Annotated in this window: 19 protein-coding genes; 13 read left to right on the top strand and 6 right to left on the bottom strand. The window is 63.1% G+C overall.

Translation table 11 applies throughout. The features are described 5' to 3' along the window. Positions 1 to 74: 74 nt before the first annotated feature. On the bottom strand, positions 75 to 806 hold the full coding sequence (gene msrA / locus BM151_RS13680; protein WP_218151369.1) for a peptide-methionine (S)-S-oxide reductase MsrA: 732 nt from the start codon (positions 804 to 806) through the stop codon (positions 75 to 77). Between the two features lie 103 nt (positions 807 to 909). After that, on the bottom strand, positions 910 to 2,151 hold the full coding sequence (locus BM151_RS13675; RefSeq protein ID WP_090061290.1) for an MFS transporter: 1,242 nt from the start codon (positions 2,149 to 2,151) through the stop codon (positions 910 to 912). 296 nt (positions 2,152 to 2,447) lie between these two features. Between BM151_RS13675 and BM151_RS13670 the strand changes: the two genes are divergently transcribed. Next, positions 2,448 to 3,509 (top strand): YeeE/YedE family protein, encoded by a 1,062-nt coding sequence (locus BM151_RS13670; protein ID WP_090061289.1) that lies wholly within the window; start codon positions 2,448 to 2,450, stop codon positions 3,507 to 3,509. Between the two features lie 33 nt (positions 3,510 to 3,542). Here the strand turns inward: BM151_RS13670 and BM151_RS13665 are convergent, their stop codons facing one another. Continuing rightward, entirely contained in the window at positions 3,543 to 5,738 is a 2,196-nt protein-coding gene (locus BM151_RS13665; protein WP_090061450.1) for a primosomal protein N', read from the bottom strand. A 137-nt stretch (positions 5,739 to 5,875) separates the two neighbouring features. On the opposite strand from BM151_RS13665, the gene fsa reads away from it, so the two are divergent. From fsa to BM151_RS13630, 7 genes are all read left to right on the top strand, one after another. Beyond that, positions 5,876 to 6,529: a fructose-6-phosphate aldolase gene (gene fsa / locus BM151_RS13660; RefSeq protein ID WP_090061288.1), complete on the top strand. Its 654-nt coding sequence runs from the start codon at positions 5,876 to 5,878 to the stop codon at positions 6,527 to 6,529. Between the two features lie 179 nt (positions 6,530 to 6,708). Then, entirely contained in the window at positions 6,709 to 8,511 is a 1,803-nt protein-coding gene (locus BM151_RS13655) for an FkbM family methyltransferase (protein ID WP_090061287.1), read from the top strand. Positions 8,512 to 8,834: 323 nt separating this feature from the next. Next, a complete protein-coding gene (locus tag BM151_RS13650; protein ID WP_090061286.1) occupies positions 8,835 to 9,557 on the top strand; it encodes a DUF484 family protein in 723 nt (240 codons plus the stop codon). Then, the gene (locus BM151_RS13645; RefSeq protein WP_090061285.1) at positions 9,554 to 10,510 is read left to right on the top strand and encodes a tyrosine recombinase XerC; all 957 of its coding nucleotides are present in this window, start codon (positions 9,554 to 9,556) and stop codon (positions 10,508 to 10,510) included. Before BM151_RS13650 ends, BM151_RS13645 begins: the two co-directional genes overlap by 4 nt. A gap of 85 nt (positions 10,511 to 10,595) precedes the next feature. Further along, positions 10,596 to 10,823, top strand: a complete 228-nt coding sequence (locus BM151_RS13640) for a hypothetical protein (protein ID WP_090061284.1) — start codon at positions 10,596 to 10,598, stop codon at positions 10,821 to 10,823. A 155-nt stretch (positions 10,824 to 10,978) separates the two neighbouring features. Further along, positions 10,979 to 11,461: a penta-EF hand family protein gene (locus BM151_RS13635; RefSeq protein WP_143093103.1), complete on the top strand. Its 483-nt coding sequence runs from the start codon at positions 10,979 to 10,981 to the stop codon at positions 11,459 to 11,461. Between the two features lie 223 nt (positions 11,462 to 11,684). After that, the gene (locus tag BM151_RS13630) at positions 11,685 to 12,374 is read left to right on the top strand and encodes a CDP-alcohol phosphatidyltransferase family protein (protein ID WP_090061282.1); all 690 of its coding nucleotides are present in this window, start codon (positions 11,685 to 11,687) and stop codon (positions 12,372 to 12,374) included. A 327-nt stretch (positions 12,375 to 12,701) separates the two neighbouring features. On the opposite strand, the gene ileS is transcribed toward BM151_RS13630, so the two are convergent. Next, positions 12,702 to 15,638 (bottom strand): isoleucine--tRNA ligase, encoded by a 2,937-nt coding sequence (gene ileS / locus BM151_RS13625; protein ID WP_090061449.1) that lies wholly within the window; start codon positions 15,636 to 15,638, stop codon positions 12,702 to 12,704. Between the two features lie 281 nt (positions 15,639 to 15,919). Here ileS and BM151_RS13620 point away from each other — a divergent pair, with 281 nt between their 5' ends. Continuing rightward, positions 15,920 to 16,351 carry a group III truncated hemoglobin gene (locus BM151_RS13620; protein WP_090061281.1) on the top strand — a complete coding sequence of 144 codons (432 nt, stop codon included), beginning with the start codon at positions 15,920 to 15,922 and terminating at the stop codon, positions 16,349 to 16,351. Positions 16,352 to 16,362: 11 nt separating this feature from the next. Beyond that, positions 16,363 to 17,562, top strand: coding sequence for an FAD-dependent oxidoreductase (locus BM151_RS13615; RefSeq protein WP_090061280.1), 1,200 nt, complete (start codon positions 16,363 to 16,365; stop codon positions 17,560 to 17,562). A gap of 9 nt (positions 17,563 to 17,571) precedes the next feature. On the opposite strand, the gene BM151_RS13610 is transcribed toward BM151_RS13615, so the two are convergent. Continuing rightward, a complete protein-coding gene (locus BM151_RS13610) occupies positions 17,572 to 18,582 on the bottom strand; it encodes a YcjF family protein (RefSeq protein ID WP_090061279.1) in 1,011 nt (336 codons plus the stop codon). Continuing rightward, positions 18,579 to 19,982 carry a YcjX family GTP-binding protein gene (locus BM151_RS13605; RefSeq protein WP_090061278.1) on the bottom strand — a complete coding sequence of 468 codons (1,404 nt, stop codon included), beginning with the start codon at positions 19,980 to 19,982 and terminating at the stop codon, positions 18,579 to 18,581. The genes BM151_RS13610 and BM151_RS13605 overlap by 4 nt, the downstream gene beginning before the upstream one ends. Before the next feature lie 106 nt (positions 19,983 to 20,088). On the opposite strand from BM151_RS13605, the gene truA reads away from it, so the two are divergent. The 3 genes from truA (at position 20,089) to BM151_RS13595 (ending at position 23,122) form a co-directional block, all read left to right on the top strand. Continuing rightward, positions 20,089 to 20,859 carry a tRNA pseudouridine(38-40) synthase TruA gene (gene truA, locus BM151_RS13600; protein ID WP_090061277.1) on the top strand — a complete coding sequence of 257 codons (771 nt, stop codon included), beginning with the start codon at positions 20,089 to 20,091 and terminating at the stop codon, positions 20,857 to 20,859. Positions 20,860 to 20,958: 99 nt separating this feature from the next. After that, complete coding sequence (locus BM151_RS21665; protein WP_177213148.1) at positions 20,959 to 21,111, top strand: hypothetical protein; 153 nt, start codon at positions 20,959 to 20,961, stop codon at positions 21,109 to 21,111. A gap of 262 nt (positions 21,112 to 21,373) precedes the next feature. Then, positions 21,374 to 23,122, top strand: a complete 1,749-nt coding sequence (locus BM151_RS13595) for a sugar phosphorylase (protein ID WP_090061276.1) — start codon at positions 21,374 to 21,376, stop codon at positions 23,120 to 23,122. Positions 23,123 to 23,209 lie beyond the last annotated feature (87 nt).

Below are 23,209 nucleotides of genomic sequence, written 5' to 3'. Positions count from 1 at the left end.
AAGCAGTCAAAGGCAAAGGGCGCCCAAGAGCGCCCTTTCAAACCCCATATCATGACAATGATCCTGCCTGTGCTTTACGGCGCGTCGGATTCGCCGCCGAGTTTCGCGAAAGGCTCGACCTGATCGGTCCATTTGACCTTGGCGCCCATGACCAGACCTATGGGACAGGACACTCCCGTGCCGCCGATGCCGCAATAGCCCGCAGGATTCTTCGCCAGATATTGCTGATGATAAGCTTCCGCGAAATAGAAGGCGCCGGCCGGCAGGATCTCCGTGGTCACGGCACCAAAGCCTGCGTCCTGCAACAGGAAGTCATAGCCCGCGAGACAGGCCTCGGCGGCCTCGTGCTGGGCCTCGTCCATGTAATAGATGCCGGAGCGGTATTGCGTGCCCTGATCGTTGCCCTGGCGCATGCCCTGGGTCGGGTCATGATTTTCCCAGAACAGCTTGAGCAGCTCCTTGTAGCTGACCTTCGCCGGGTCGAACACCACGCGCACCACCTCATTATGTCCGGTCTTGCCGGTGCAGACCTCTTCATAGGTCGGATTGGGGGTGTAGCCGCCGCTGTAGCCCACGGCCGTGTTCACCACGCCCGGCACCTGCCAGAAAATCCGCTCCACACCCCAGAAACACCCCATGCCAAAGATCGCCTCGTCGCAGCCCTCGGGCACCTCCGCCTCGAGCGGCACATGCAACACGAAATGCTCCGCCGCCGTCTCGATCGGTTCGGCGCGTCCGGGCAAGGCCTCATCCGGGCGGGGCATGGTCAGTTTCTTGGTCAGGCTCATGGTCAGTGCTCCGAACATCCGCAACTCTCCTCCAGATCGCGTTTCACACGCAATATAGGACAGATTGTCGCAATCTCCAAACTTGCTCTTTACAGTCGACGCGCGGGATCAATCCGCCCGTTCACTCCGCCGGGGTCGCGCTGCGCGCCAGCGGCAGGAGCCGCCATTCATTGCCCTTTTCCGGATGGCGCGGGATCAGCGCGGCAAGCGCAAGCGACGCCATCGCCATCCCCGCCGCCAGGGCAAAGACCCCGCCCGGCGACACCACCCAGAGATAGCCCAGAAGCGCCGGCAGAAACACCGCGGCGATATGGTTGATGGTAAAGGCCACGGCAGCGGTCGGCGCGATATCCTCGGGGTCCGCGATCTTCTGGAAATAGGTCTTGAGCGCAAAGGCCAGCCCGAACAGCATGTGGTCGATCACATAGAGGCCAGCGGCGATCACCACGCCCCAGCCCAACCAATAGATCCCGCCATAGGCCAGGAACACCAGTGTCAGACCGACATATTCGAGCATCAGAACAAAGCGTTCACCCTTACGGTGCACCACTTTGCCCATGAAGGGCGCAATCACCATATTGGCCACATAGTTGATCAGGAACAGCGCCGTCACCTGATGCACCTGGAACCCGAATTTCTCGACCATCATGAAGGCCGCGAAGACGACAAAGATCTGGCGCCGCGCCCCGGACATGAATTGCAGCGCATAATAGAGGCCATACCGACGTTTCAGAATGATCTTCTTGACCTGCGGGTTGGGCGCCTCGAATTGCGGATAGGCCATCAACGCAAAACCGGCGACCACCGCGGTGAACCCGCCGGAGATCACATAGACCAGCGCATAGGAGAGATCGAATGTCTTCCAGGTCAGCACCAGCACGCCATAGGCGATGAGCGAGGCGGCAGAGCCCGCCGCCATCAGCCGCCCGATGACGATCGGCGCACGGTCCTTGGACAGCCATTGCAGCTGCAGCGACTGGTTGACCGTCTCGAAATAGTGAAAGCCGATGGAGGACAGCATGGTCACGGTCAGAATACCGCCCAGAGACGGGAAAAACGCCGTCACCGCGGTCGCCACGCCCAAAAGCAGAAGCGACACCACGCCCAGAACCTGCTCGCGGATCACCATGATCAGAGCGATCACCCCGATGGCGAGAAAGCCGGGGATCTCCCGGATCGTGTGCAGCCAACCGATCTCGACGCCGGTGAAGCCCGCCACCTCGATGACGAAATTGTTCAACAGCGCGTTCCAGGTGGCAAAGGCCACCGGCATGGCGAAAGCCATCAGGAACAAAAGCGACTCGGGCCTGCGCCAACGCGGCAGGTGCGAGACCTCGGCGAGAGGGGTGGGTGCATGTCTCATAATTCGCCTTTAGGTGAGAAAAACGATATTGAATAGCCGGAATTCCCGCACAGCCGCTGCGCGGAGGACACGACGGGCTGGACCGCACGCCCGGCGCCTTCGGCTTGTTCCGGGCAAAATGGCGCTTGGTGCAAACGTCCTCTCCGTTCGCGAAGCCATCCTCAGAGCATTGCTTCATCTTTCGCGAACACCTGCGAACACATTCTGCCATTCGCACCTGTGTGATTCAGATCAAGGCAAAATGCCGATCCTCTTCTAGACTTGCTCAAATTTTGCGCGCGAAAGGAACATGGCCCATGGATATTCTGGCCCTTGTGGAACGTATCGGCGAAAGCCCGGCGGCTGCTCTGTTCGGCCTGATCACCGGGCTTATTTTTGGCGTCTCGGCGCAACGCTCGCAATTCTGCCTGCGTGCCGCGACGGTGGAATTTGCCCGGGGCAAGCTCGGCCCCAAGGTCGCGGTCTGGTTCCTGACGCTCTCGACCGGCATCGTCTGGGTGCAGGCGGCGCAGATGCTCGGCTTCTTTCGCGGCGCCGACAGCCGGGTGATGGCGGTGCCGGGAAGCTGGTCCGGTGCGATCATCGGCGGCACATTGTTCGGCATCGGCATGGTGCTCTCGCGCGGCTGTTCCGGCCGGCTTCTGGTCTTGGCCTCCACCGGCAACCTGCGCTCCGTCGTCTCCGGGCTGATCTTTGCCGTCACCGCCCAGATGAGCTTGCATGGGCTGCTTTCGCCACTGCGGGACCGGCTCGCGTCGCTCTCGATCACCGGCTCCGAGAACGTCAACCTGTTGCACGCGCTGCATCTGCCCGATGGCACCGGCCTGGCGCTCGGGCTGATGTTTGCCGCCCTGGCGCTTTATCTCGCCGCCAAGAACCAGATCGGGCCGAAGACCTGGATTTTCGCCTCGGGCGTCGGGTTTTCGGTCGCGGTCGGCTGGGTGCTGACCTGGCAATTGGCACAGATGGCCTTTGATCCGGTGCCGGTGACCTCGGTGACCTTCTCCGGGCCGTCGGCCAATACGCTGATGTATTTCCTGGACCGCAATGCCATTCTCGAATTCGACGTGGGTCTTGTGCCGGGCGTCGTGCTCGGTGCTTTCGCCGCCTCGATGATCAATGGCGAGTTCCGCTGGCAGAGCTTCGACTCGGTGCCGGTGATGCGGCGCTCGATGATCGGTGCGGTGCTGATGGGCTTCGGCGCCATGCTCGCCGGCGGCTGCGCCATCGGCAATGGCGTCACCAACAGCTCGGTCTTTGCCGCCACCGCCTGGCTTGCGCTGTTCTGCATGTGGATGGGGGCGATCGTCACCACGTTGATCGTCGACCGTCAGGCCGATCCGGCGCTGGCCTGCTGAGCCTGAGCCGGACTGTTCTCAGGGCGCGCCCCACTACCAGAACGATTGCGGGTCGATATCGATCTGTAGCCGCACGTTATTGGGCAGCTTGACCTGTCGCACCCAATCCGAGAGCGCCACTTGCAGCGGCGCGCCTTTTTCCGCCTTGACCAGGAGCCTTATGCGATGCCGCCCGCGCACCCGGGCAATCGGCGCCGGGGCCGGGCCGAAAAGTTGTGCGCCGACGCGTTGCAAGGGCATGGCACTCCGCGCCAGATGATTGGCGACATCCGAGACCACCGCGAGGTCCGGCCCAGAGAGGATGATCCCGGCCATGCGGCCATAGGGCGGCACACCGGCCATTTTCCGCTCCGCCGCCTCGGCGCGCCAGAAGCCCTCCTCGTCGCCCGCAAGAATGGCGCGAATGACCGGATGTTCCGGCTGATAGGTCTGCAACAGCGCGATGCCCTTTTTCTCGGACCGCCCGGCCCGTCCCGCCACCTGTCGCATCAGCTGAAAGGTCCGCTCGGCGGCCCGCAGGTCCGAACCTTGCAGGCCGAGATCGGCGTCGATCACGCCCACGAGAGTGAGGTTCGGAAAATTATGCCCCTTGGCCACCAGCTGCGTGCCGATGATGATATCGGTGTCGCCCTCGGCGATCAGCCGGATCTGTTCCTTCAACGCCCGCGCCGAGGCAAAAAGGTCAGACGACAGCACGGCGCATTTCGCCTCCGGGAAGCGCTCCGCCACCTCTTCGGCCAGACGCTCCACCCCCGGCCCCACCGGCGCCAGACGCCCCTCGACACCGCAGGAGGGACAGGCCTCCGGCATCGGTTTGGTTTCCCCGCATTGATGGCACATCAGGCGCTTGAGGAACCGATGCTCGACCATCCGCGCGTCGCAATGATCGCAGGCGATCTGGAACCCGCAGGCCCGACAGATGGTGACCGGGGCATAGCCACGCCGGTTGAGGAACAACAGGCTCTGCTCGCCCTTCTGCATCCGCATCCGCACCGCATTGGCGAGGCGCTCCGAGATGAACTGCGTCGCCGGCAGCTTGTCCACCCGCATGTCGAGCGCCTGCATGTCGGGCATCACCGCCGGGCCATAGCGGCTCTCCAGATCGAGACGTTTGTATTTCCCCGCCTCGACATTGGCCCAGGTCTCCAGAGAGGGTGTGGCCGAGGCCAGCACCACCGCGGCGGAACACAAGGACGCACGCAGCACCGCCATGTCGCGGGCATTGTACATCACCCCGTCTTCCTGCTTGTAGGAGCCATCGTGTTCCTCATCGACGACGATCAGCCCAAGGTTCTGAAACGGCAGGTAGAGCGCGGACCGCGCGCCGATCACCACCTGCGCACCGCCCTGGCCCACCATTTTCCAGACCCGGCGCCGCTCGGTCATGGTCACGCCGGAATGCCATTCGGCCGGGCGTGCCCCGAACCGGTCCTCGAACCGGGTCAAGAACTCCGAGGTCAGCGCGATCTCCGGCAGAAGCACCAGCGCCTGACGACCATGTTTGAGACATTCCGCGACCGCCTCGAGATAGACCTCGGTCTTGCCGGAGCCGGTCACGCCCTTGAGAAGCGTGGTGGAATAGGCCTGCGCTGCCACCGCAGCCCGCAGCGCCTGCGCGGCCTCGCCCTGCGCCTCGGTCAGCTCCTTGCCCGGAGCGTCGGCATCCAACCGGCGATAGGGCAGATCGCGCGGCGTGTCCTCCTCGACAATCGCGCCCGAGGGTAAAAGGCCCTTGATGACCGAAGGCGTGACATCGGCGGCATCGGCGAGCTCTTTGAGGGTAAAGGACAGACCGCCGTAATCGTCCAGCGTGTCGAGCACGCGTTTGCGCGCCTCGGTCTCGCGCGGCGGGAGGCCGGTGCCGCGCCGATAGATCTTGCGCATCCCCGGCGGGTTCATCAGCCCCGGCGCGCGGGTGGCCAATCGCAGCATGGCGGGCATTGGCGTGAGCGTATAGGCGGCGACCTTTTCCAGAAAGCTCCGCATCTCGTCGCGCATCGGCGCCACGTCCAGCACGGCGGAAATGCGGCGCGCCTTCGACAGGTCAAACCCACCGAGGCCCGCCCCCCAGACACAGCCCAGGACCTTGCGCGGACCGAGCGGCACCTCGACAAAGGCGCCGCGTTCGACCCCGCCCTCGGGCGCCTTGTAATCGAGCGTCCGGTCCAGCGGCTCGGCGGTCAAGACGGTGACCAATGCGCCTTCGGGGTAGAAATCTGCCTCATCCATGCGGATGTGATAGGGATTTTCGTGCGCGCAAGCCAGCGCTTTCCAGTTCTCATTCAAAGCCCCTGTCACTGCCCCCTTTCTATGCGCGCTAACATGGATTAAAAGGCCCACGAACGCAGGCGAAAGGAGACGCGCCCATGAAATTCTTTGTCGATACTGCCGATGTTGCGGCGATCCGCGAACTCAACGATCTTGGCTTTGTGGATGGGGTCACCACCAACCCGTCGCTGATCAAGAAATCCGGTCGTGACATTCTCGAAGTCACCAAGGAAATCTGTGACATCGTCGAGGGTCCGGTCTCCGCCGAGGTGATCGCGCTCGACTATGACAGCATGGTCACCGAGGGCCGCAAACTGGCCACCATCGCCGACAATGTCGTCATCAAGCTGCCGCTGACCCTCGACGGGCTCAAGGCCTGCAAGACGCTGTCGGGCGAAGGTCACAAGATCAACGTCACGCTGTGTTTCTCGGTCAATCAGGCCATCCTGGCGGCAAAAGCCGGCGCGAGCTTCATCTCGCCCTTCATCGGTCGTCTCGACGACATCAACCTCGACGGGGTCGACCTGATCGAGGACATCCGCACCGTCTATGACAATTACGGGTTTGAGACCGAGATCCTCGCCGCCTCGATCCGTACGGTGAACCACATCACCGAATGCGCCAAGATCGGCGCCGACGTGATCACCGCGCCGGCCAATGTGATCAAGGCCATGGCCAATCACGTGCTGACCGACAAGGGTCTGGCACAATTCGTGAAAGACGCCGAGGACGCCGGGATCAAGATCGTCTGATCGCCCCGGATCATATTCTCTGCAACACTTGAAAAATGCCTTCGTTCCGAAGGCATTTTTTATGGAAATTTTAGGTCCAGCTGTTGCAACATGGCGGTGACAAAGAGGCGCTCCTGTCCGAAACGACCCGGGCGGCCCGATAATTTTAACGCGGCGAGAAACCGACCGCGGCAAGAGCAATGAGCAGGTATTTCGATATGGACAAATACGCGTATTCCGAAAAGATCAATGTCCACGGGATCGACGTCCCCTTCGTCAGCGGCATCATCACGCCGAAGATCGAACGCCCGATGCGCAAAGGCCATTATGAAGCCGGCGAGGTCGGGTTCATGCGCGACATCCTGCGCCCCGGCGACCGTCTTCTGGAGCTCGGGGCGGGTGTCGGTGTCGTTTCCTCCGCCGCCGCCAGCATCGACGGTGTGGACGCGGTGCTCTCGATCGAGGCCGACCCCACCTTGTTGCCGATGATCCGTGAGACATGGCGCCTCAACGGAATTGAGAATGCCGAGCTGCGCAACGGCGTGGCCATGGCCGAGAGCGATGCCAAAGATGCCCAAGAGGTGAACTTCTATGTCCGGCAGGATTTCTGGGCCAGCTCGATGGAGCCGGATTCACGCGCCTATGAACGGGTCGAGAAAGTGCCTGCCGCCGGGGTCGAGACCCTGTTGAAAGAGTTTCGGCCGACGGTCCTGTCCTGTGACATCGAAGGCGCCGAGCTCGGGCTTCTGGACGGCGCCGATCTCTCCGGCATCCGCCATATCATCATGGAGATTCATCCGAAGGTCTACGGGCCGGAGGGCGTGCGCAGAATCGTCGACATGCTCGGCGCCAAGGGGTTTCTGCCATCGCCCGAGGCGACCACCTCCGGCTCCGTCAAACGCTTTGACCGGGTTGAGGTGGATGGGCGGATGACCGAGGAACAGGGCATCCCCCAGCGGGTCTACAAGAGCTGGCCGGTCGAGACCCCGCGCATTCTCATCGTCACCTGCATGAAGAACGAAGGCCCGTTCATCCTCGAATGGCTGGCCTGGCACCGTGCGGTTGGCGTCACCGATTTCCTGATTTTCACCAATGACTGCACCGATGGCTCGGACAAGATGCTGGACCGGCTCGACGATATGGGGCTGGTGCGCCACATGCCGAACCCGGCGCTCGCCTCGGGCAGCGCGAATTTCCAGCCGCAGGCGCTGCGGTATCTGCATTACACCCGGCAAATGCGCGAGGCCGATTACATCATCTCGATGGATGTGGACGAATTCATCAACATTCATGTCGGCGAGGGCAAGCTGACCGACCTGTTCGAGGCCACGGGCGAATTCGACGTTCTGTCGATGTCGGAAATGAACCACGGCTCGAACGACAGGCTCGCCTATGAGCGCGACTGGGTCACGGCGCTGTATCCGGGCCACGAAAGCCCGTCGCCGGGATGGCGCAAGGCCCGCAGAGGAGTCAAAAGCATCACCCGGCTCAGCCCGCGGGTGCAGGCGATCCGCAACCACCGGCCCGACATCTCTCCGGATCTGGGCGAGGTGAAATGGCTGGACGGCTCGGGCCGCGCCCGCAATGAATTCATGGCAGAGGCCGAGGACAATGGCTGGGACAGCCGCGACAGCTACGATCTGGTGACCCTGGACCATTTCCCGCTGCGCTCTCTGGAATGCTATCTGGTCAAAATGCATCGCGGCGACGTGGTGGTGGCCAATAAGAGCGTCTCCAACCGCTATTGGCGCACCCGCAACAAGGCCGAACATCACACCTCGGACCTCACCCGCTTCCGGCCGCAGGCACAGGCGGAATATGACCGCCTGTTGCAGGATGACATATTGGCGAAATGTCATGACGACAGCTGTGCCGCCCATGAGGCCCGGATCAAGTCGCTCGAAGGCGTGCCGGCGTTCGAGCAGCGCAAGATGTGGATTTTCTCGGAGGCCTGGAAGGGCGAGATCCCCGAGCCCTACCGCAGCCGGGTTGCAGAGCAGTAGACCGCCCGCGAGGCCAAAGCGGCGCAGAAGGACGCGGCGACAAGCGACGCCGAAGACTGACCAGGCCCGCCCGGAGCGGTTTCGACCGGCGACCGGGCGCAGGATCGGAACAGAGACCGGGCAAGGCGCCCGGCGAGAAACCCGGCGCCCACGGACCTCAGACCACAGGCCGCCTTCCGCACCGTCTCCTTGCGGAAGGCGCAGCGCGCCCTCGGTTCCGGCGCATGGGGCGCATGGCAAGAGGCTTGAAACGACGCCCCCATCCGGGCATAACTTGAGCAACGACCGGACAACCGGCGCATCGAGCAAGTGAACGAGGCAGCATGAGTACCCAACTCCCCCGGGCCATATCCCCTATGGCCGAAGAACTCCGTGAAAAGATCATTTCCGACCCGGATATGGTGCTCGACGATCTCGACGTGATGCGGGCGCTGATCGCCGCCAATGAGAAAGGCGCAGGCTCGAATGTGGTCGATCTGCGCGGTCTGGCGATGGAACGGCTCGAGGAACGGCTGGACCGGCTCGAGGACACCCATCGCGGCGTCATTGCCGCCGCCTATGAGAACCTCGCCGGCACCAATCTGATCCACCGCGCCGTGTTGCAATTGCTGGAGCCCAGGGATTTCACCGGCTTTCTCACCCTGCTCTCCGGCGAGATCGTGCAATCCCTGCGGGTCGATGCGGTGCGGCTGATGCTGGAAACCCGGATCGAGAGTCAGGAACCGGCGATCAAGCAGTTCGAAAATGTTCTGGTCACCGCCGAGCCGGGCTTCATCGACCAGTATATCACCTATGGCCGCAACATCCCGGTGCGCCAGATCACGCTCCGGCAGGTCGCCCCCGCCACCGACATGGTCTATGGCGAAGAGGGCGAGTTCATCCGTTCGGAAGCGCTGATGAAACTCGATCTCGGCGAGGCACGCCTGCCCGGGCTGCTGATTTTCGGCTCCGAGGACCCGCATATGTTCCGCGCCTCGCAGGGCACGGATCTGTTGAAATTCTTCTCCGATGCTTTCGAGCGGATGATGCGCCGCTGGCTCGGATGAGCCGCGGCTCCGATCCCGTCACCACATTGGCCCTCTCGCCCGGGATGCGCGATCGGCTGGCGCAATGGCTCACCCATGAGCGCGCGCTGAAATCCGCTTCCGAACACACGATCACCGCCTATGCGCGCGATGTCTCGGGCTGGCTGGCCTTTCTGGCGCAACATGAGGGCGGCGGCTTCGGCCCGGCCCATATCGCGACGCTGAGGATCACCGATATGCGGGCCTGGATGGCGCATGAGCGGGCGCGTGGCGTGGCGCCCCGCTCGCTGGCGCGGTCCCTGTCGGCGGTGAAAAGTTTCACCCGCTGGCTCTCCGAGCGCGACGGGTTCGATGCCACCGCGATCCTCTCCACCCGCTCGCCGAAATTCCAGAAGAAACTGCCGCGGCCTCTGGCGCCCGAGGCGGCGCGCGGCATGCTCGCCACGGTCGAGCTGCAAAGCGAAGAGCCCTGGGTGGCGGCCCGCGACGTCGCCGTGGTGACGCTGCTCTACGGCTGCGGGCTGCGGATTTCCGAGGCGCTGTCGCTCACCGGCGCGGAGGCACCGCTGGGCGAGGTGCTCCGGATCGTCGGCAAGGGCAACAAGGAGCGGATCGTGCCGGTGCTGCCCGCGGCAAGGCGCGCCGTGGCCGACTATGTCGCGCTCTGCCCCCATGAGCTGGCGCCCGAGACGCCGCTGTTTCGCGGCAAGCGCGGCGGCGCGCTCAATCCGCGGATGATCTCCAAGGTCACCGAAGCCGCACGCATGCAGCTCGGCCTGCCCGCCTCGGTCACGCCGCACGCCATGCGCCACAGCTTTGCCACCCATCTGTTGACTGCCGGTGGCGATCTGCGGGCGATTCAGGAGCTTCTGGGGCATGCCTCCCTGACCACGACACAGGCCTATACCGCGGTGGACAGCGCCCATCTGCTCAAGATCTACGAGGCCGCGCATCCGCGGGCAAAGCGCACTTAAATCAACGGTTTTGCCAGAGAACTCACCATTTGTTCACTTCTGCCCGGTTACATTCGGCGGGAGCGAGACGGAATGGGACAATGACATGTCGGACAATGAGCACGGGCCAGAGACCTCTGCGGCGGGACCAACCGATGGACCCGGATCGTCCCCCATCGGTCCCCGCGAAGTCGCGACAATCACCCGCATCACCCAGGAAGATTTCCTCGCCCAGCTGGCACAGGCCCTCGCCCTTTACGATCAGGACGGTGACGGCGATCTGAGCGAAGAAGAATGGAAATGGGTGGAAGATGCCTTCAAGGATGCCGGCTAATCACGCCCGTCCGCGCAATTCCTTATAATCTTAATAAAATATTAGACAGAAACGCCGCCCGCCGCGCCTCTCGACGCGGTGGGTCTTAACGTTTCTCAACCTTTTCGCGCCAGCCTGTCCTCGCGTTCGCTCAGACATCCAGAAAGGACTACGCTATGAACGTTTCAATGACAGGCGCGCTGTCGGCCTATGACAGCATCGCGGCGCAAATGCCGCCCCCTCCGCCCCCGCCCCCGGGTGGTTCGGATGACGACAAATCCTCGTCGCGCTTTTCCATCGATACGCTGCTCAGCACGCTCGACAGCGATTCCAGCGGCGGGCTCTCCATGGACGAGCTCAGCGACAGTGCGTTGTCCAATTTCATCAATGAGGACAACTGGGCCGATATCGACAGCGACGGCGATGGCGCGCTCTCGGCAAGCGAGCTGCGGACCCGACGCGACGCCATGGTGGAAGCCGGCGCCGGTCTGGCGGCTCTCACGCAGATGGCCACTCCCTCGGCCGCCGACCCGATGGCGATGTTCGAAAGCCTGATCGACCAGCTTTCCCCATCCGGCACGGAGAATGACACCTCCAACCGATATGCCGAAGATCTCTATTCGGCGATGGGTTCAATCTTGAATTCACGTGCGGTCTGATCCCCCCAGACCGTCCATTTCCACGCCACTTCCTCGTGGCTCGGGCGGACGCCTTGGCCCGATATCCCAAAGACCCTGCGGCAGGGGCTCGAAAGACTCTCTGCCGTTTTGCCGCCCCTTCCTTTCGCGCAAGATGCGCGACGGACGATTTCCTTCGGGAATAAATGTCGGCACGGCGCGGCTATCCCTTGCCTGACGGCGCAAAGACAGGCATTGCAGACCGATGTCACAGCTCCAGTTCAAAGCCTATTTCGTTCATCTGTTCACCGCGCTCGGGGCGGCCTGCGCCATGCTCGCCGCTTTTTCCGCCGCCGAGGGCGATTGGCACAGGATGTTCCTGTGGATACTCGCCTCGATCATCATCGATGGCATCGACGGCCCGCTGGCCCGGCGCTTTGACGTGCGCACCCATGCCCCGCGGATCGATGGGGTGATCCTCGATCTGGTGATCGATTTCATCACCTGGGTGTTCATTCCGGTGTTTGCCCTGTTCCAATCCGGGCTGATGACCGGTTGGACCGGCTGGGTCGCAGCCCTTTTGATCACCCCGGTCTCGGCGCTCTATTTCGCCGACACGCGAATGAAGACCGATGACGGCTCCTTCGAAGGATTCCCCGGCGCCTGGTCGATGGTCATTCTGGTATTTTTCGCCCTCACCCCGCCGGTCTGGCTGATGCTGGCGGTGATCGTGGTCCTGACACCGGCGATGTTCCTGCCCTTGCGGTTCATCCATCCGATGCGCACCAAGCGCTGGCAGATCGTGACCCTGCCGGTGACGCTGGTCTGGATTTTCTGCGCCGCTGCGACGCTTTTGCGGCTGGAAACGGCTCTGACACAATGGGGACTGGGGCTGAGCTCGGCCTATCTTCTGACCATCGGCATGGTGCAGCAGCTGTTTCCGGCGAGACGGTGACCCGCGAAGGTCCGGTTTGCGGACTTTCCTGCCATTTGAACGAAGCGGTGTTCGGCGCGGAACAAGGTCGAAGGCCGCCGCGCCTGCGCCTGCCCGTCCCGGCGGGCTGGCGCATTGTCATCCGCGCGCAGACCCCAGATTATCGATGTATTTTGCACCATAAAATGACCCGCTCAGCCGTTTGAGCGCCACCCCACGGGCAGGCTTGTCACGGCTTGAGCAGAAGGGCAATGTCCCCAAAGGGCTCACACCCACCTTTCCCCCCAAACCTCAGCAACAAAAAGGGCGCCCGAAAGCGCCCTTTTCTTCATTCTGTCAAACAGCTGATCAGCCCAGCGCCTCGTCGCAGCGGCCACAGACGCCATCATGGCCATGCGTGCCGACATCGGGGAGGATCTTCCAGCAGCGCTGGCATTTCTCGCCCTCGGCCTTCTCGAACACCACGCCGATCCCATCGACCTCACCTTCGAGGCGGAAGGCCTCGTTGGGGGCCGGGTCGCCGGTCAGCGTGATGCCGGAGGTGATGCAGAGATCATCGAAATTGACGGTCTTGAGCGCCGCCAGGATCTCGGCATCACCGACATGCACCACCGGCGCGGCTTCGAGCGAGGCCCCGATCACCTTGTCGCGGCGTTGCACTTCGAGCGCGGCGGTGACCACACGGCGCGCCTTGCGGATACCGGCCCATTTCGCGGCAAGATCGCCATCGAGCCAGCCCGGGGTCGGTGCCGGGAAATCGATGAGATGCACGGAGCTCTGCGCGCCCGGGAAGCGCTCCAGCCAGACCTCTTCCATGGTGAAGGTGAGGATCGGCGCCAGCCAGGTGGTCAGACGATGGAACAGGATGTCCAGCACGGTGCGCGCGGCACGGCGGCGCATGGTGTCGCCATCGCAATAGAGCGCATCCTTGCGGATGTCGAAATAGAAGGCCGACAGATCCACGGTGGCAAAGTTGAACACCGCCTGCCAGACGCCGGAGAAATCGAAGGTCTCGTAGCCCTCGCGCACCACGGTGTCGAGCTCCGCCAGACGATGCAGCACCCAGCGCTCCAGCTCCGGCATATCGGCGCAATCGACACGATCGGCTTCGGTGAAGTCGGCAAGCGAGCCCAACATGAAACGCATGGTGTTGCGCAACCGGCGATAGCTGTCAGCGGTGCCTTTGAGGATTTCCGCCCCGATCCGCTGGTCGGCGGTGTAATCCGTCTGTGCCACCCAGAGCCGCAGGATATCGGCGCCGTATTGTTTGACGATCTGCTCCGGCAGGATGGTGTTGCCCAGGGATTTGGACATTTTCATGCCCTTCTCGTCGAGCGTAAACCCATGGGTCACAACGTTCTTATAGGGCGCACGGCCTTTGGTGCCGCAGGCCTGCAACAGCGAGCTGTGGAACCAGCCACGGTGCTGGTCGGTGCCTTCGAGATAGACATCGGCGATGCCATCGGGCGTGCCGTCTTCGCGGTCGCGCAGCACAAACGCATGGGTCGAGCCGCTGTCGAACCAGACATCGAGCACGTCATAGACCTGATCGTATTCGCTCGGATCGACGATGCCCTCCAGAACGCGCTCCTTGAACCCGTCCTCGTACCAGATATCGGCGCCCTTCTCTTCGAAGGCCTCCGCGATGCGGGCATTGACCTCATCGTTGCGCAGCAGGAAACCATCCTCGGTCGGCAGCAACCCCTTCTTGGTGAAACAGGTCAGCGGCACGCCCCAGGCGCGTTGACGCGAGAGCACCCAGTCCGGGCGGTTCTCGATCATCGAGTACAAACGGTTGCGGCCGGTCTGCGGCGTCCATTTCACCAGCTGGTCGATGGAGTTCAATGCGCGCTCGCGGATCGTGTCGCCATAGGTGCCCATGCCATCGTCGAGTTTCTTGTCGACGGCGGCAAACCATTGCGGCGTGTTGCGGAAGATCACCGGCGCTTTCGAACGCCAGGAATGCGGGTAGCTGTGCTTGATCTTGCCACGCGCCATGAGCCCGCCAACCTCGGTGAGTTTGGCGATCACGGTGGCGTTGGCATCGCCCTCCCAATCGCCTTTCTTCGGCTTTTCGCGCAGGATGCGCTTGCCGCCGAAAAACGGCAGATCGGCACGGAAGGAGCCGTCGTCCATGACGTTGTAGGTGATGACCTGCTCGAGCATGCCGAGATCGCGGTAAAGTTCGAACTCTTCCATCCCGTGCGACGGCGCACAGTGGACAAAGCCCGTGCCCTCGTCATCGGTCACGAAAGGTGCGGCACGGAAGTCGCGCAGCCCGTCCCATTCGCCATTGCCGCCCTCAGCCCCCGCCAGCGGGTGCAGAAGCGACAGGCCCTCGAATTCGGAGGTCGGCACATCGCGGACGCGGGTCCACTGATCCTCGGCAAGGCGCGCCTTGGCAAAGCACTGCGCGGCAAGCTTGTCGGCCAGAAGGTATTTCTCGCCAACCTTGAGCCAGCACTCGTCCGGCGTGCCCGTCACCTCATAGAGGCCGTAATTATAGTCGGCACCATAGACGACCGCCTTGTTCGACGGGATGGTCCAGGGCGTGGTCGTCCAGATCACGACATAGGCGCCCTGAAGATCCGCACCCTCATTGGCGACCGCGAATTTCACCCAGATGGTCGGGCTTTCCTTGTCGTGATATTCGACCTCCGCCTCGGCCAGCGCGGTCTCTTCGACCGGCGACCACATCACGGGTTTGGAGCCCTGATAGAGCGTGCCGTTCATCAGGAATTTCATGAATTCCTCGGCGATCACCCGCTCGGCGTGGAAATTCATGGTGAGGTAAGGATCATCCCAGGTGCCATAGACGCCGAGGCGTTTGAATTCCTCGCGCTGGATACCCACCCATTCCTCGGCAAAGGCGCGGCATTCCTGACGGAAGTCCACGACCGGAACCTCGTCCTTGTTCTGGCCTTTTTCGCGGTATTTCTCTTCGATCTTCCATTCGATCGGCAGACCGTGACAGTCCCAGCCCGGCACGTAACGCGCGTCGAACCCCATCATCTGATGCGAGCGCGTGATGATATCCTTGATCGTCTTGTTCAGAGCATGACCGATATGCAGGTGACCGTTGGCGTAGGGCGGGCCATCGTGCAGCACGAAAGACGGGCGCCCCTCGGCCTTGCCCTTTTCCCGCAGCCGTTCATAAACGCCGATCTCCTCCCAGCGCTCCAGCCAGGCAGGCTCGCGCTTGGGCAGGCCCGCGCGCATCGGGAATTCGGTTTTCGGCAGGTTCAGTGTGTCTTTGTAATCGGGTGTGGTCGTCTCGGAACACATGTCGGATCGGTCCTTGGGAGGGAGGGTGTCAGGTTCGAATTCGGCGCGGGTCTCCATACGCCTTGTCCCGGCGGCTCGTATCTTAGAGCGCCGGGCTGATAATTCGAATAATGATCGCCACGAATGTCATAAGCGCCTTATAGGAGCGCAAACCGCGTTGAGCAAGCACACATACATGGCGCTCTCGCCCCTTACCGCGCTCTGGGCAGCTGCGTGATTGCCGCATTGCAGCTTCGTCCTATCTGACGCAGGATCGCGCCCGCGCAACCCGAGAGGCCCCGATGACTGACAGCCACCCCGACACCCGCTCCGCCCTGCCGCCGAAATTCGAGATCTCGCATGAGGAGATGGACCGGGTTCTCAAACGCTTCTACGCCGGCGTGCGCCAACATCCGGAGCTTGCCCCGGTGTTCGGCGCCCATGTCGAGGACTGGCCGGCGCATGAGGAAAAGATCGGCCGGTTCTGGCGCAACGCGATCCTGCACGAACGCAATTACGACGGCTTCCCGCAACGCGTGCACCTGATGGCGCCGGAGGTGAAGGAGCATCATTTTGCCCTCTGGCTCGCCCTGTTCGACGAGACCGTGCAGGCCGAGCTCGACCCGGAGACCGCCGCAAAATGGTCCGCCATCGCGCACCGCATCGGCCGCGCCTTTCGCATGGGCATCGTCAGCCGAGATCAGCCAAAAGACGCGCCGCCAAAGCTGTTTTGAGACATCGGGCAATGACGCGAAGACAGGGCAAGCCCCTCAGAATTGCCATCACGGGCGCCGGGATCGGCGGGCTCACCGCCGCCGCGTTGCTGTCCGATCAGGGCCATGAGGTCACGCTCTTCGACCAGTTCGACAGGCCGCGCCCGGTCGGGTCGGGGCTGGTGATTCAACCGGTGGGGCGGCGGGTTCTCGACGCCATCGGCGCCGGAGAGATGGCGCGCGCCCATGGTCAGAAAATTCAGCGTATGCTCGGGCGCGACGCCTTCAGCGGGCGCCGCGTGCTCGATGTCAGCTATGGCAAGAGCTATGGCTTGGCGATCCATCGCGGGGCACTTTTCAACAGCCTGCTCGACGCGGTGCAGCGCCGCCATGTGCCGGTGTGTCCGGATCACAAGGTGACAGGGCACATGATGACGGATCGCGCGGGCACGCGGCTTGTCTTTGCCGATCGCAGCCTCTCTGCAACCTTTGATCTGATCGTCGATGCCAGCGGGGCACACTCCACGCTGAGCCCGCTCAAGGCACGCCCCCTGCCCTATGGGGCCATCTGGACCACCGTCGATTGGCCGGACACGGGCCTGCCGCAGACGGAGCTGTCGCAGCGCTATCGCCGGGCCGACCGGATGATCGGCATCATCCCGATCGGCACCCTGCCCGGAGAAAACCGGCCAAAGGCCGCGCTGTTCTGGTCTCTGCCGCGGAACGGCTACGACAGCTGGCGTAGTGCCGGTCTCGCGGCTTGGAAAGACGACGCACTGTCGCTCTGGCCAGCGCTCGTGCCCTTTCTCGATCAGATCACCGACCCCGATCAGATGATCATGGCGCGCTATTCCCATGGCACGCTGCGCCGCCCCTATGGCGCGGGCATCGTCCATATCGGCGACGCGGCGCACCGGGCCTCGCCGCAATTGGGACAGGGCGCCAATATGGCGCTGCTGGATGCCTGGGCCCTAGCGCAGGCGTTGCGGCACTTTCCGCTCGAGAAAGCCCTGCCGGCCTATGCTCGGGCGCGACGCGCCCATGTCTTTGCCTACCAATGGATGTCGGCGGCTTTCACGCCGCAATACCAATCGGACAGCCGCATCCTGCCCGTCGTCCGGGATCGCATCCTGTTTCCGCTCTCGATCCTCCCACCCGCGAAACAGCTCCTGACCCTGCTGGTGAAAGGCACGCTCCTGCCACCGCTGGGCTATCTCACGCCGACAGGGTAAGGCGCCGTCTCACTCCCCCCGATCGAACAACCCGGTCAGCGCCCGCTTCACCGTGCCGGACACGGACGGTTTCTTGGCCTTCATGAACGGCAGCGGGCGGCAGACTTCGATGGCGGCCACGCCGACGCGGGCGGTCAGCGCTCCGTTGACGACACCCTCGCCAAAGCGGCGCGAGACTTTCGCCATGACGCCGCCGCCAGCCATGGTGCCAATCAGATCGTCGCCGACGGCAACGGCGCCAGTGGCCACGAGATGGGTTAAAACCGACCGCGTCACCCGCCAGCTGCCCAGCGTCCCCGACCGCCCGCCGTAGATCTCGGCGATCCGCCGGATCATCCGCAGGTTGGCGGTCAGCGCGGTGAAGACATCGGCCAGCGCCAGCGGCACCAGCGCGGTCACCGTGGCGACCTGACGTGCGGCGGCCTCGACCTCGCGCCTTGCGGCGGCATCCAGAGGCACGAGCAACTCGGTCTCCGCCAGCCCCAACAGCCCGTCGGCGTCGAAAACCTCGCCCTGACGCTCCTTGAACCGCTCCTTGCCCCAATTGAGCTCATCGCGATGCCCATAGACCGACAGAAGCTTGCCGGTCACATCCTTGGCCGCGCTCAGATCGGCGGCGGCAATCGCCTCGCCTGCCGTCTTTTGCAGCGTGTCGATGCGTTTGAGCCGGGCGAAGGCGGAGAGCTCCTTGAGCGCAATCGCGGCCAAAACAAAGAGGAACGCACCGGTGAGGCCCAGCGCGGCATAGCCCAGCACGGTATTGCGGGCGATCAGCCCGGCGATGAAATCATAGGCCGCCAGCGTCAGCCCGAAGGTGAAGAGCGCCGCGAAGAGACGCCAGAACCACCGGCCCAGCGCCGAGGGCCTGCGGGCGGCCAGTACGGCAACCCGTTCCATCGCCGCAGGTCGCGTGAGCGGCGCCAGATCCGGCACCGGGTCGGCCATGGACGGGTTCACCGTCTCATCCGCTTCCAACTCGATCAAAACCGGGCCGCGTTTCCCCTCTGGCGTGTCAGTCATAGCTTGTCTCCGATCAGGAACTCGGCGGCGCGGTCGAGGCGGATATGCGGCGGGCCTTCGCCGGGGCGCAGGGTGAGCTTCGCGGGGCGGAATTTCATCACCTCGTAAGACCCGTCGAGCCATTTATCCGCACCCTTGCGGGCGGGCGAGAGGATATGCGACGGATCTTCGGGTAGCTCACCCGGATAAAACGCCGCCTGTTTGCCGGTCTCGGTGGTGCCGCGCACCACATCGAGGCTCTGGCCCTCGTGCTCCATCGTCTCCTCCACCGTGGCGCGGAGCGCCGCCAGTGACATGGCCATGGTCGAAGCACCGGCGAAATCGGCCCGGTCGCGGGCCTCGCGTAGCATCGCCTCCATGATCGCAGTCAGGCGCGGGTGCTGACTGTGATGAATGTGATCGGCCTTGGTGGCGGCAAAGAGGATCTTTTCGACCTTGTGCTGGCCCAAAAGCGACATGATCCGCCCGACGCGGCCGGGACGGAAGGCGGCAAGGATATCGGCCATGGTGCGCCGCAGATCCTCGACCGCTTTCGGCCCGGCGTGGATCGCGCCCAAGGCGTCGACCAGCACGATCTGGCGATCAATGCGCGAGAAATGATCGCGAAAGAACGGCTTGACCACCTCGCGCTTGTAGGCCTCGAACCGGCGCTCGAATTCGCGATGCAGCGAGCCGCGCGGCGCCTCGCCCGCGGGCAGAGGTGCGAAGGTCAGGACGGGAGAGCCGTCGAGTTCCCCGGGCAACAGAAACCGCCCCGGCGTGCAATCGGAATAACCGTTGGCCCGGGCCGATTGCAGATAGGCGGTAAAGCTCTGGGACAGCGTTTTCGCGACGGGCTCTGCATGCTTTTCGGTCGCATCGACGGCGGCGAGCGCCTCGAGAAAGGACGCGCCTTCGGAACGCGCCCCGGCCGCCTCGAGCGCCTCTGCCGACCACTCGGCATAGCTTTTTTCCATCAGCCCGAGATCGAGAAGCCATTCGCCGGGATAGTCCACAATGTCGAGATGCACGGTGCGCAACCCGGTGAGCCCGCCCAAGAGCCCGGCGGGGCGGATCTTGAACGACAGGCGCAGCTCGGAGACGGCGCGGGTACTCTCGGGCCAGTGCGGCTCCGGCCCGCTCAGCGCCGAGAGATGGCTCTCATAGTCGAAGCGCGGCACGGTATCGTCGGGTTGCGGTTGCAGATAGGCCGCCGTGATCGCCGTGCCCGGCCCGAATTGCGGCATCCGGCCCCGGTCCAGCAGATTGGCAACCAAAGAGGTGATGAACACCGTCTTGCCGGCGCGCGACAGCCCCGTCACGCCCAATCGGATCACTGGCTCGAACAGCGCCTCGTGCACGCCATCCTGCACCGTCTCGACGCCGCGGAAAATCCGGTCTGCAATATCGTTCAGGATCAAGCCTGTCGCCTCTCTCGATGTTTATGGCATCAACATAAGCATGGACAGACGCACATGTAAGGGAGAAACACTGGACGACTTCCCCGCAGCGCGCTAAAGCGCCCCCATGCCCAGATACGCCCTCAAGATCGAATATCACGGCGCACCCTTTGCCGGCTGGCAGCGCCAGAAAGAGCATCCTTCGGTTCAGCAGGCCGTCGAGGAGGCCCTGCGCAAATTGGAACCCGATTGTCCCGGGATCGGCGCCGCCGGGCGCACCGATGCGGGGGTGCATGCCACGGGCCAGGTGGCGCATTGCGACATGGCCAAGGATTGGGACCCGTTCCGGCTCTCTGAAGCGCTGAACCATCATCTGAAGCCCAACCCGGTGGCGATTCTCGAAGCCGCCCGCGTGGATGACGACTGGCACGCGCGGTTTTCGGCCCGTGAGCGGCGCTACATGTTTCGGCTGATCTCGCGCCGCGCACCTTTGGTGCACGAGGCGGGGCTGGCTTGGCGGGTCAATCATGAGCTGGACGTCGAAGCGATGCAGGCAGGCGCAGATCGGCTCATTGGCCTGCACGATTTCACCACGTTTCGCTCGACCATGTGTCAGGCCGACAGCCCTGTGAAGACGCTCGATGAGGCCCGGGTCGAGGTCGCGGACATCCCCTACGGTCAGGAATTCCGGTTCTATTTCCGGGCGCGGAGCTTCCTGCACAATCAGGTGCGCAGCTTCGTCGGCACGCTGGAACGCGTCGGCTCCGGCGCCTGGACGCCCGAAGACGTCACCGAGGCGCTCGAAGCGAGGGACCGTGCCGCCTGTGGCCCGGTCTGCCCGCCCGAGGGGTTGTATCTTGTCGGGGTGGGCTATCCGGACGACCCGTTCACAAGTTAACGCAAGGTCAAGACCGACTTCCCAAAGCCGCCCGATACCTGCCCCATTTCAGCCCGATTTGCCTGTCAGCGATATCCTCGTAGACACGGGAGCATTGCCATGGATCTTTCTGCCATCACTTTCGACCAGCTGGCATTGGCCGTCATGGCCACCATCGCGATCCGCGAAGTCATGATCGTCGCACTCCCCGATCGCATCGCCGGCCCCGGCGGCTGGCTGATCGATACCGCTCTGGGCGATCAGGTTTCCTGAGCCACAGCTGCCAAACCGACATTGGCCAGACAGCGAGTCTCTCCGGATGAGCGCATCTGAAACATGCGTTTCAGAGGGCCAAATCACAGGGCATAAATCCGAAACCGTTTCGACTGCCGCATAATTGTGCAGAATACAAACGTCACGCCCCCGTCCCATGGGTATTTGCACATCGAAAGTGCAATTCCCCCCTTTCCCTCCATTGAACCTCACTCTCCGGTCTGCTCTACCGAAAGAAAAGATTAACGGAAGGGGACGCCCGATGGCCAAACCGTCTTCTCAATTCAAGTCCAGACTCTGCGCGCTGATCGGACAGATTTACCCGAATCTGGACGCGACTGCATTGAGCCAACAGATCATCGACGCGTTCTGGCCCGAGGGCCATGGACAGCGCGCCCGCGCCCGCGCGCCCGGCCACAACCTGTGGAACGAGACCGACACGCTGGTCATCACCTATGGCAACTCGCTGGTCGACGGGCAGCATAAGCCGCTCGATCTGTTGCGTGATTTCCTCAATCGTTACCTGCGCGGCACGGTACACGGGGTGCATATCCTGCCCTTCTTCCCATTCACCTCGGACGACGGGTTTGCCGTCACCGATTACCGGGCGGTGAACAGCCAGCTGGGCGACTGGGCCGATATTCAGCGCATCGGCAGCGAATTCCGGCTGATGTCGGATCTGGTCCTGAACCATGTGTCCTCAATGTCGACCTGGTTCTCGGAATATCGTCAGGGCCACGAGCCCTATGACAAGTTCTTTGTCGAAGCCACGCCCGAAGACGACCTGAGCCAGGTGGTGCGCCCGCGCACCTCGCCGCTTCTGCGCGAGGTCAATACCGCCAACGGCCCGAAACATGTCTGGTGCACCTTCAGCCACGATCAGATCGACGTGGATTTCAAGAATCCCGAGGTGCTCCTCGAATTTTTGCGCATCATGCGGCTGCATATGGACAACGGCGTGCGGATCATCCGCCTGGATGCCGTGGCCTTCGTCTGGAAGGAACTCGGCACCTCCTGCATCCACCTGCCCCAGACCCATGCCATCGTCCGGCTGATGCGGCTCCTGTGCGATTATGCCGAGGAGCGCGTGGTGCTCCTGACCGAGACCAATGTGCCCAATGCCGAAAACCTGAGCTATTTCGGCAACCGCAACGAAGCGCACATGATCTACAATTTCTCGCTGCCGCCGCTGTTGTTGCACGCGCTCTTGTCGGGCACCTCGACCTATCTCAACAAATGGGTCATGCGCATGCCGCCGGCGCAGCTGGGCTGCGCCTATCTCAATTTCTCCGCCTCGCATGACGGCATCGGCGTGCGCGGCGCCGAAGGGCTTCTGGAGCCCGAGGAACTGGGGCAAGTGATCAAATGCGTGCGCGATTTCGGCGGGCTGGTGTCGATGCGGGCGCTGCCGGACGGCTCCGAGAAACCCTATGAGCTCAACATCACCTATTTCGACGCGCTCAAGGGCACGATCGACGGCGGTGAGGATGACTGGCAGATCGATCGGTTCATCTGCTCCCAGACCATCGTCATGTCGCTCGAAGGCGTACCCGCCTTCTACATCCATTCGCTTCTGGCCACCCACAACGATCATGCGGGGGTCGAGAAGACCGGCGTCAACCGCGCGATCAACCGCCACCGCTGGGATTACCCGGAACTGCGCGCGCTCCTGGACGATCCGGAGAGCCAGAACGCACAGGTCCTGTCCGAGATGAAACGCCGGATCGGCATCCGCACGGCGCAAAAGGCCTTTCACCCGAATGCGACGCAGTTCACCATGCAGCTGGGCGATCAGATGTTCGGCATCTGGCGCCAGTCGCCAGCCCGCGATCAGTCGATCTTCTCGCTGCACAATCTCACCGCCGAAACCGTCGAGGTGCCGCATATCGCGATCAACCTGATCGATGGCGAGGTCTGGTACGACCTGCTGACCGGCGAGCAAATCGATCTCTCGACACCCAATATCACCTTCGCCCCCTATCAGAGCCGCTGGATTTCCAACCGGGCGTGAGGGGAGAGGCGGCGAGACGACGGGCCAGATGTCTGCTTTGCGGACGAAGCTGATGTTCGAACCAAGAGCAACGAAGGGCGTGCGCTG

Source organism: Celeribacter neptunius (assembly GCF_900113955.1).
Classification (GTDB): domain Bacteria; phylum Pseudomonadota; class Alphaproteobacteria; order Rhodobacterales; family Rhodobacteraceae; genus Celeribacter; species Celeribacter neptunius.
Note: the sequence above shows the minus strand (reverse complement) of the source record. Positions and strands in the feature narration are given on the sequence as shown.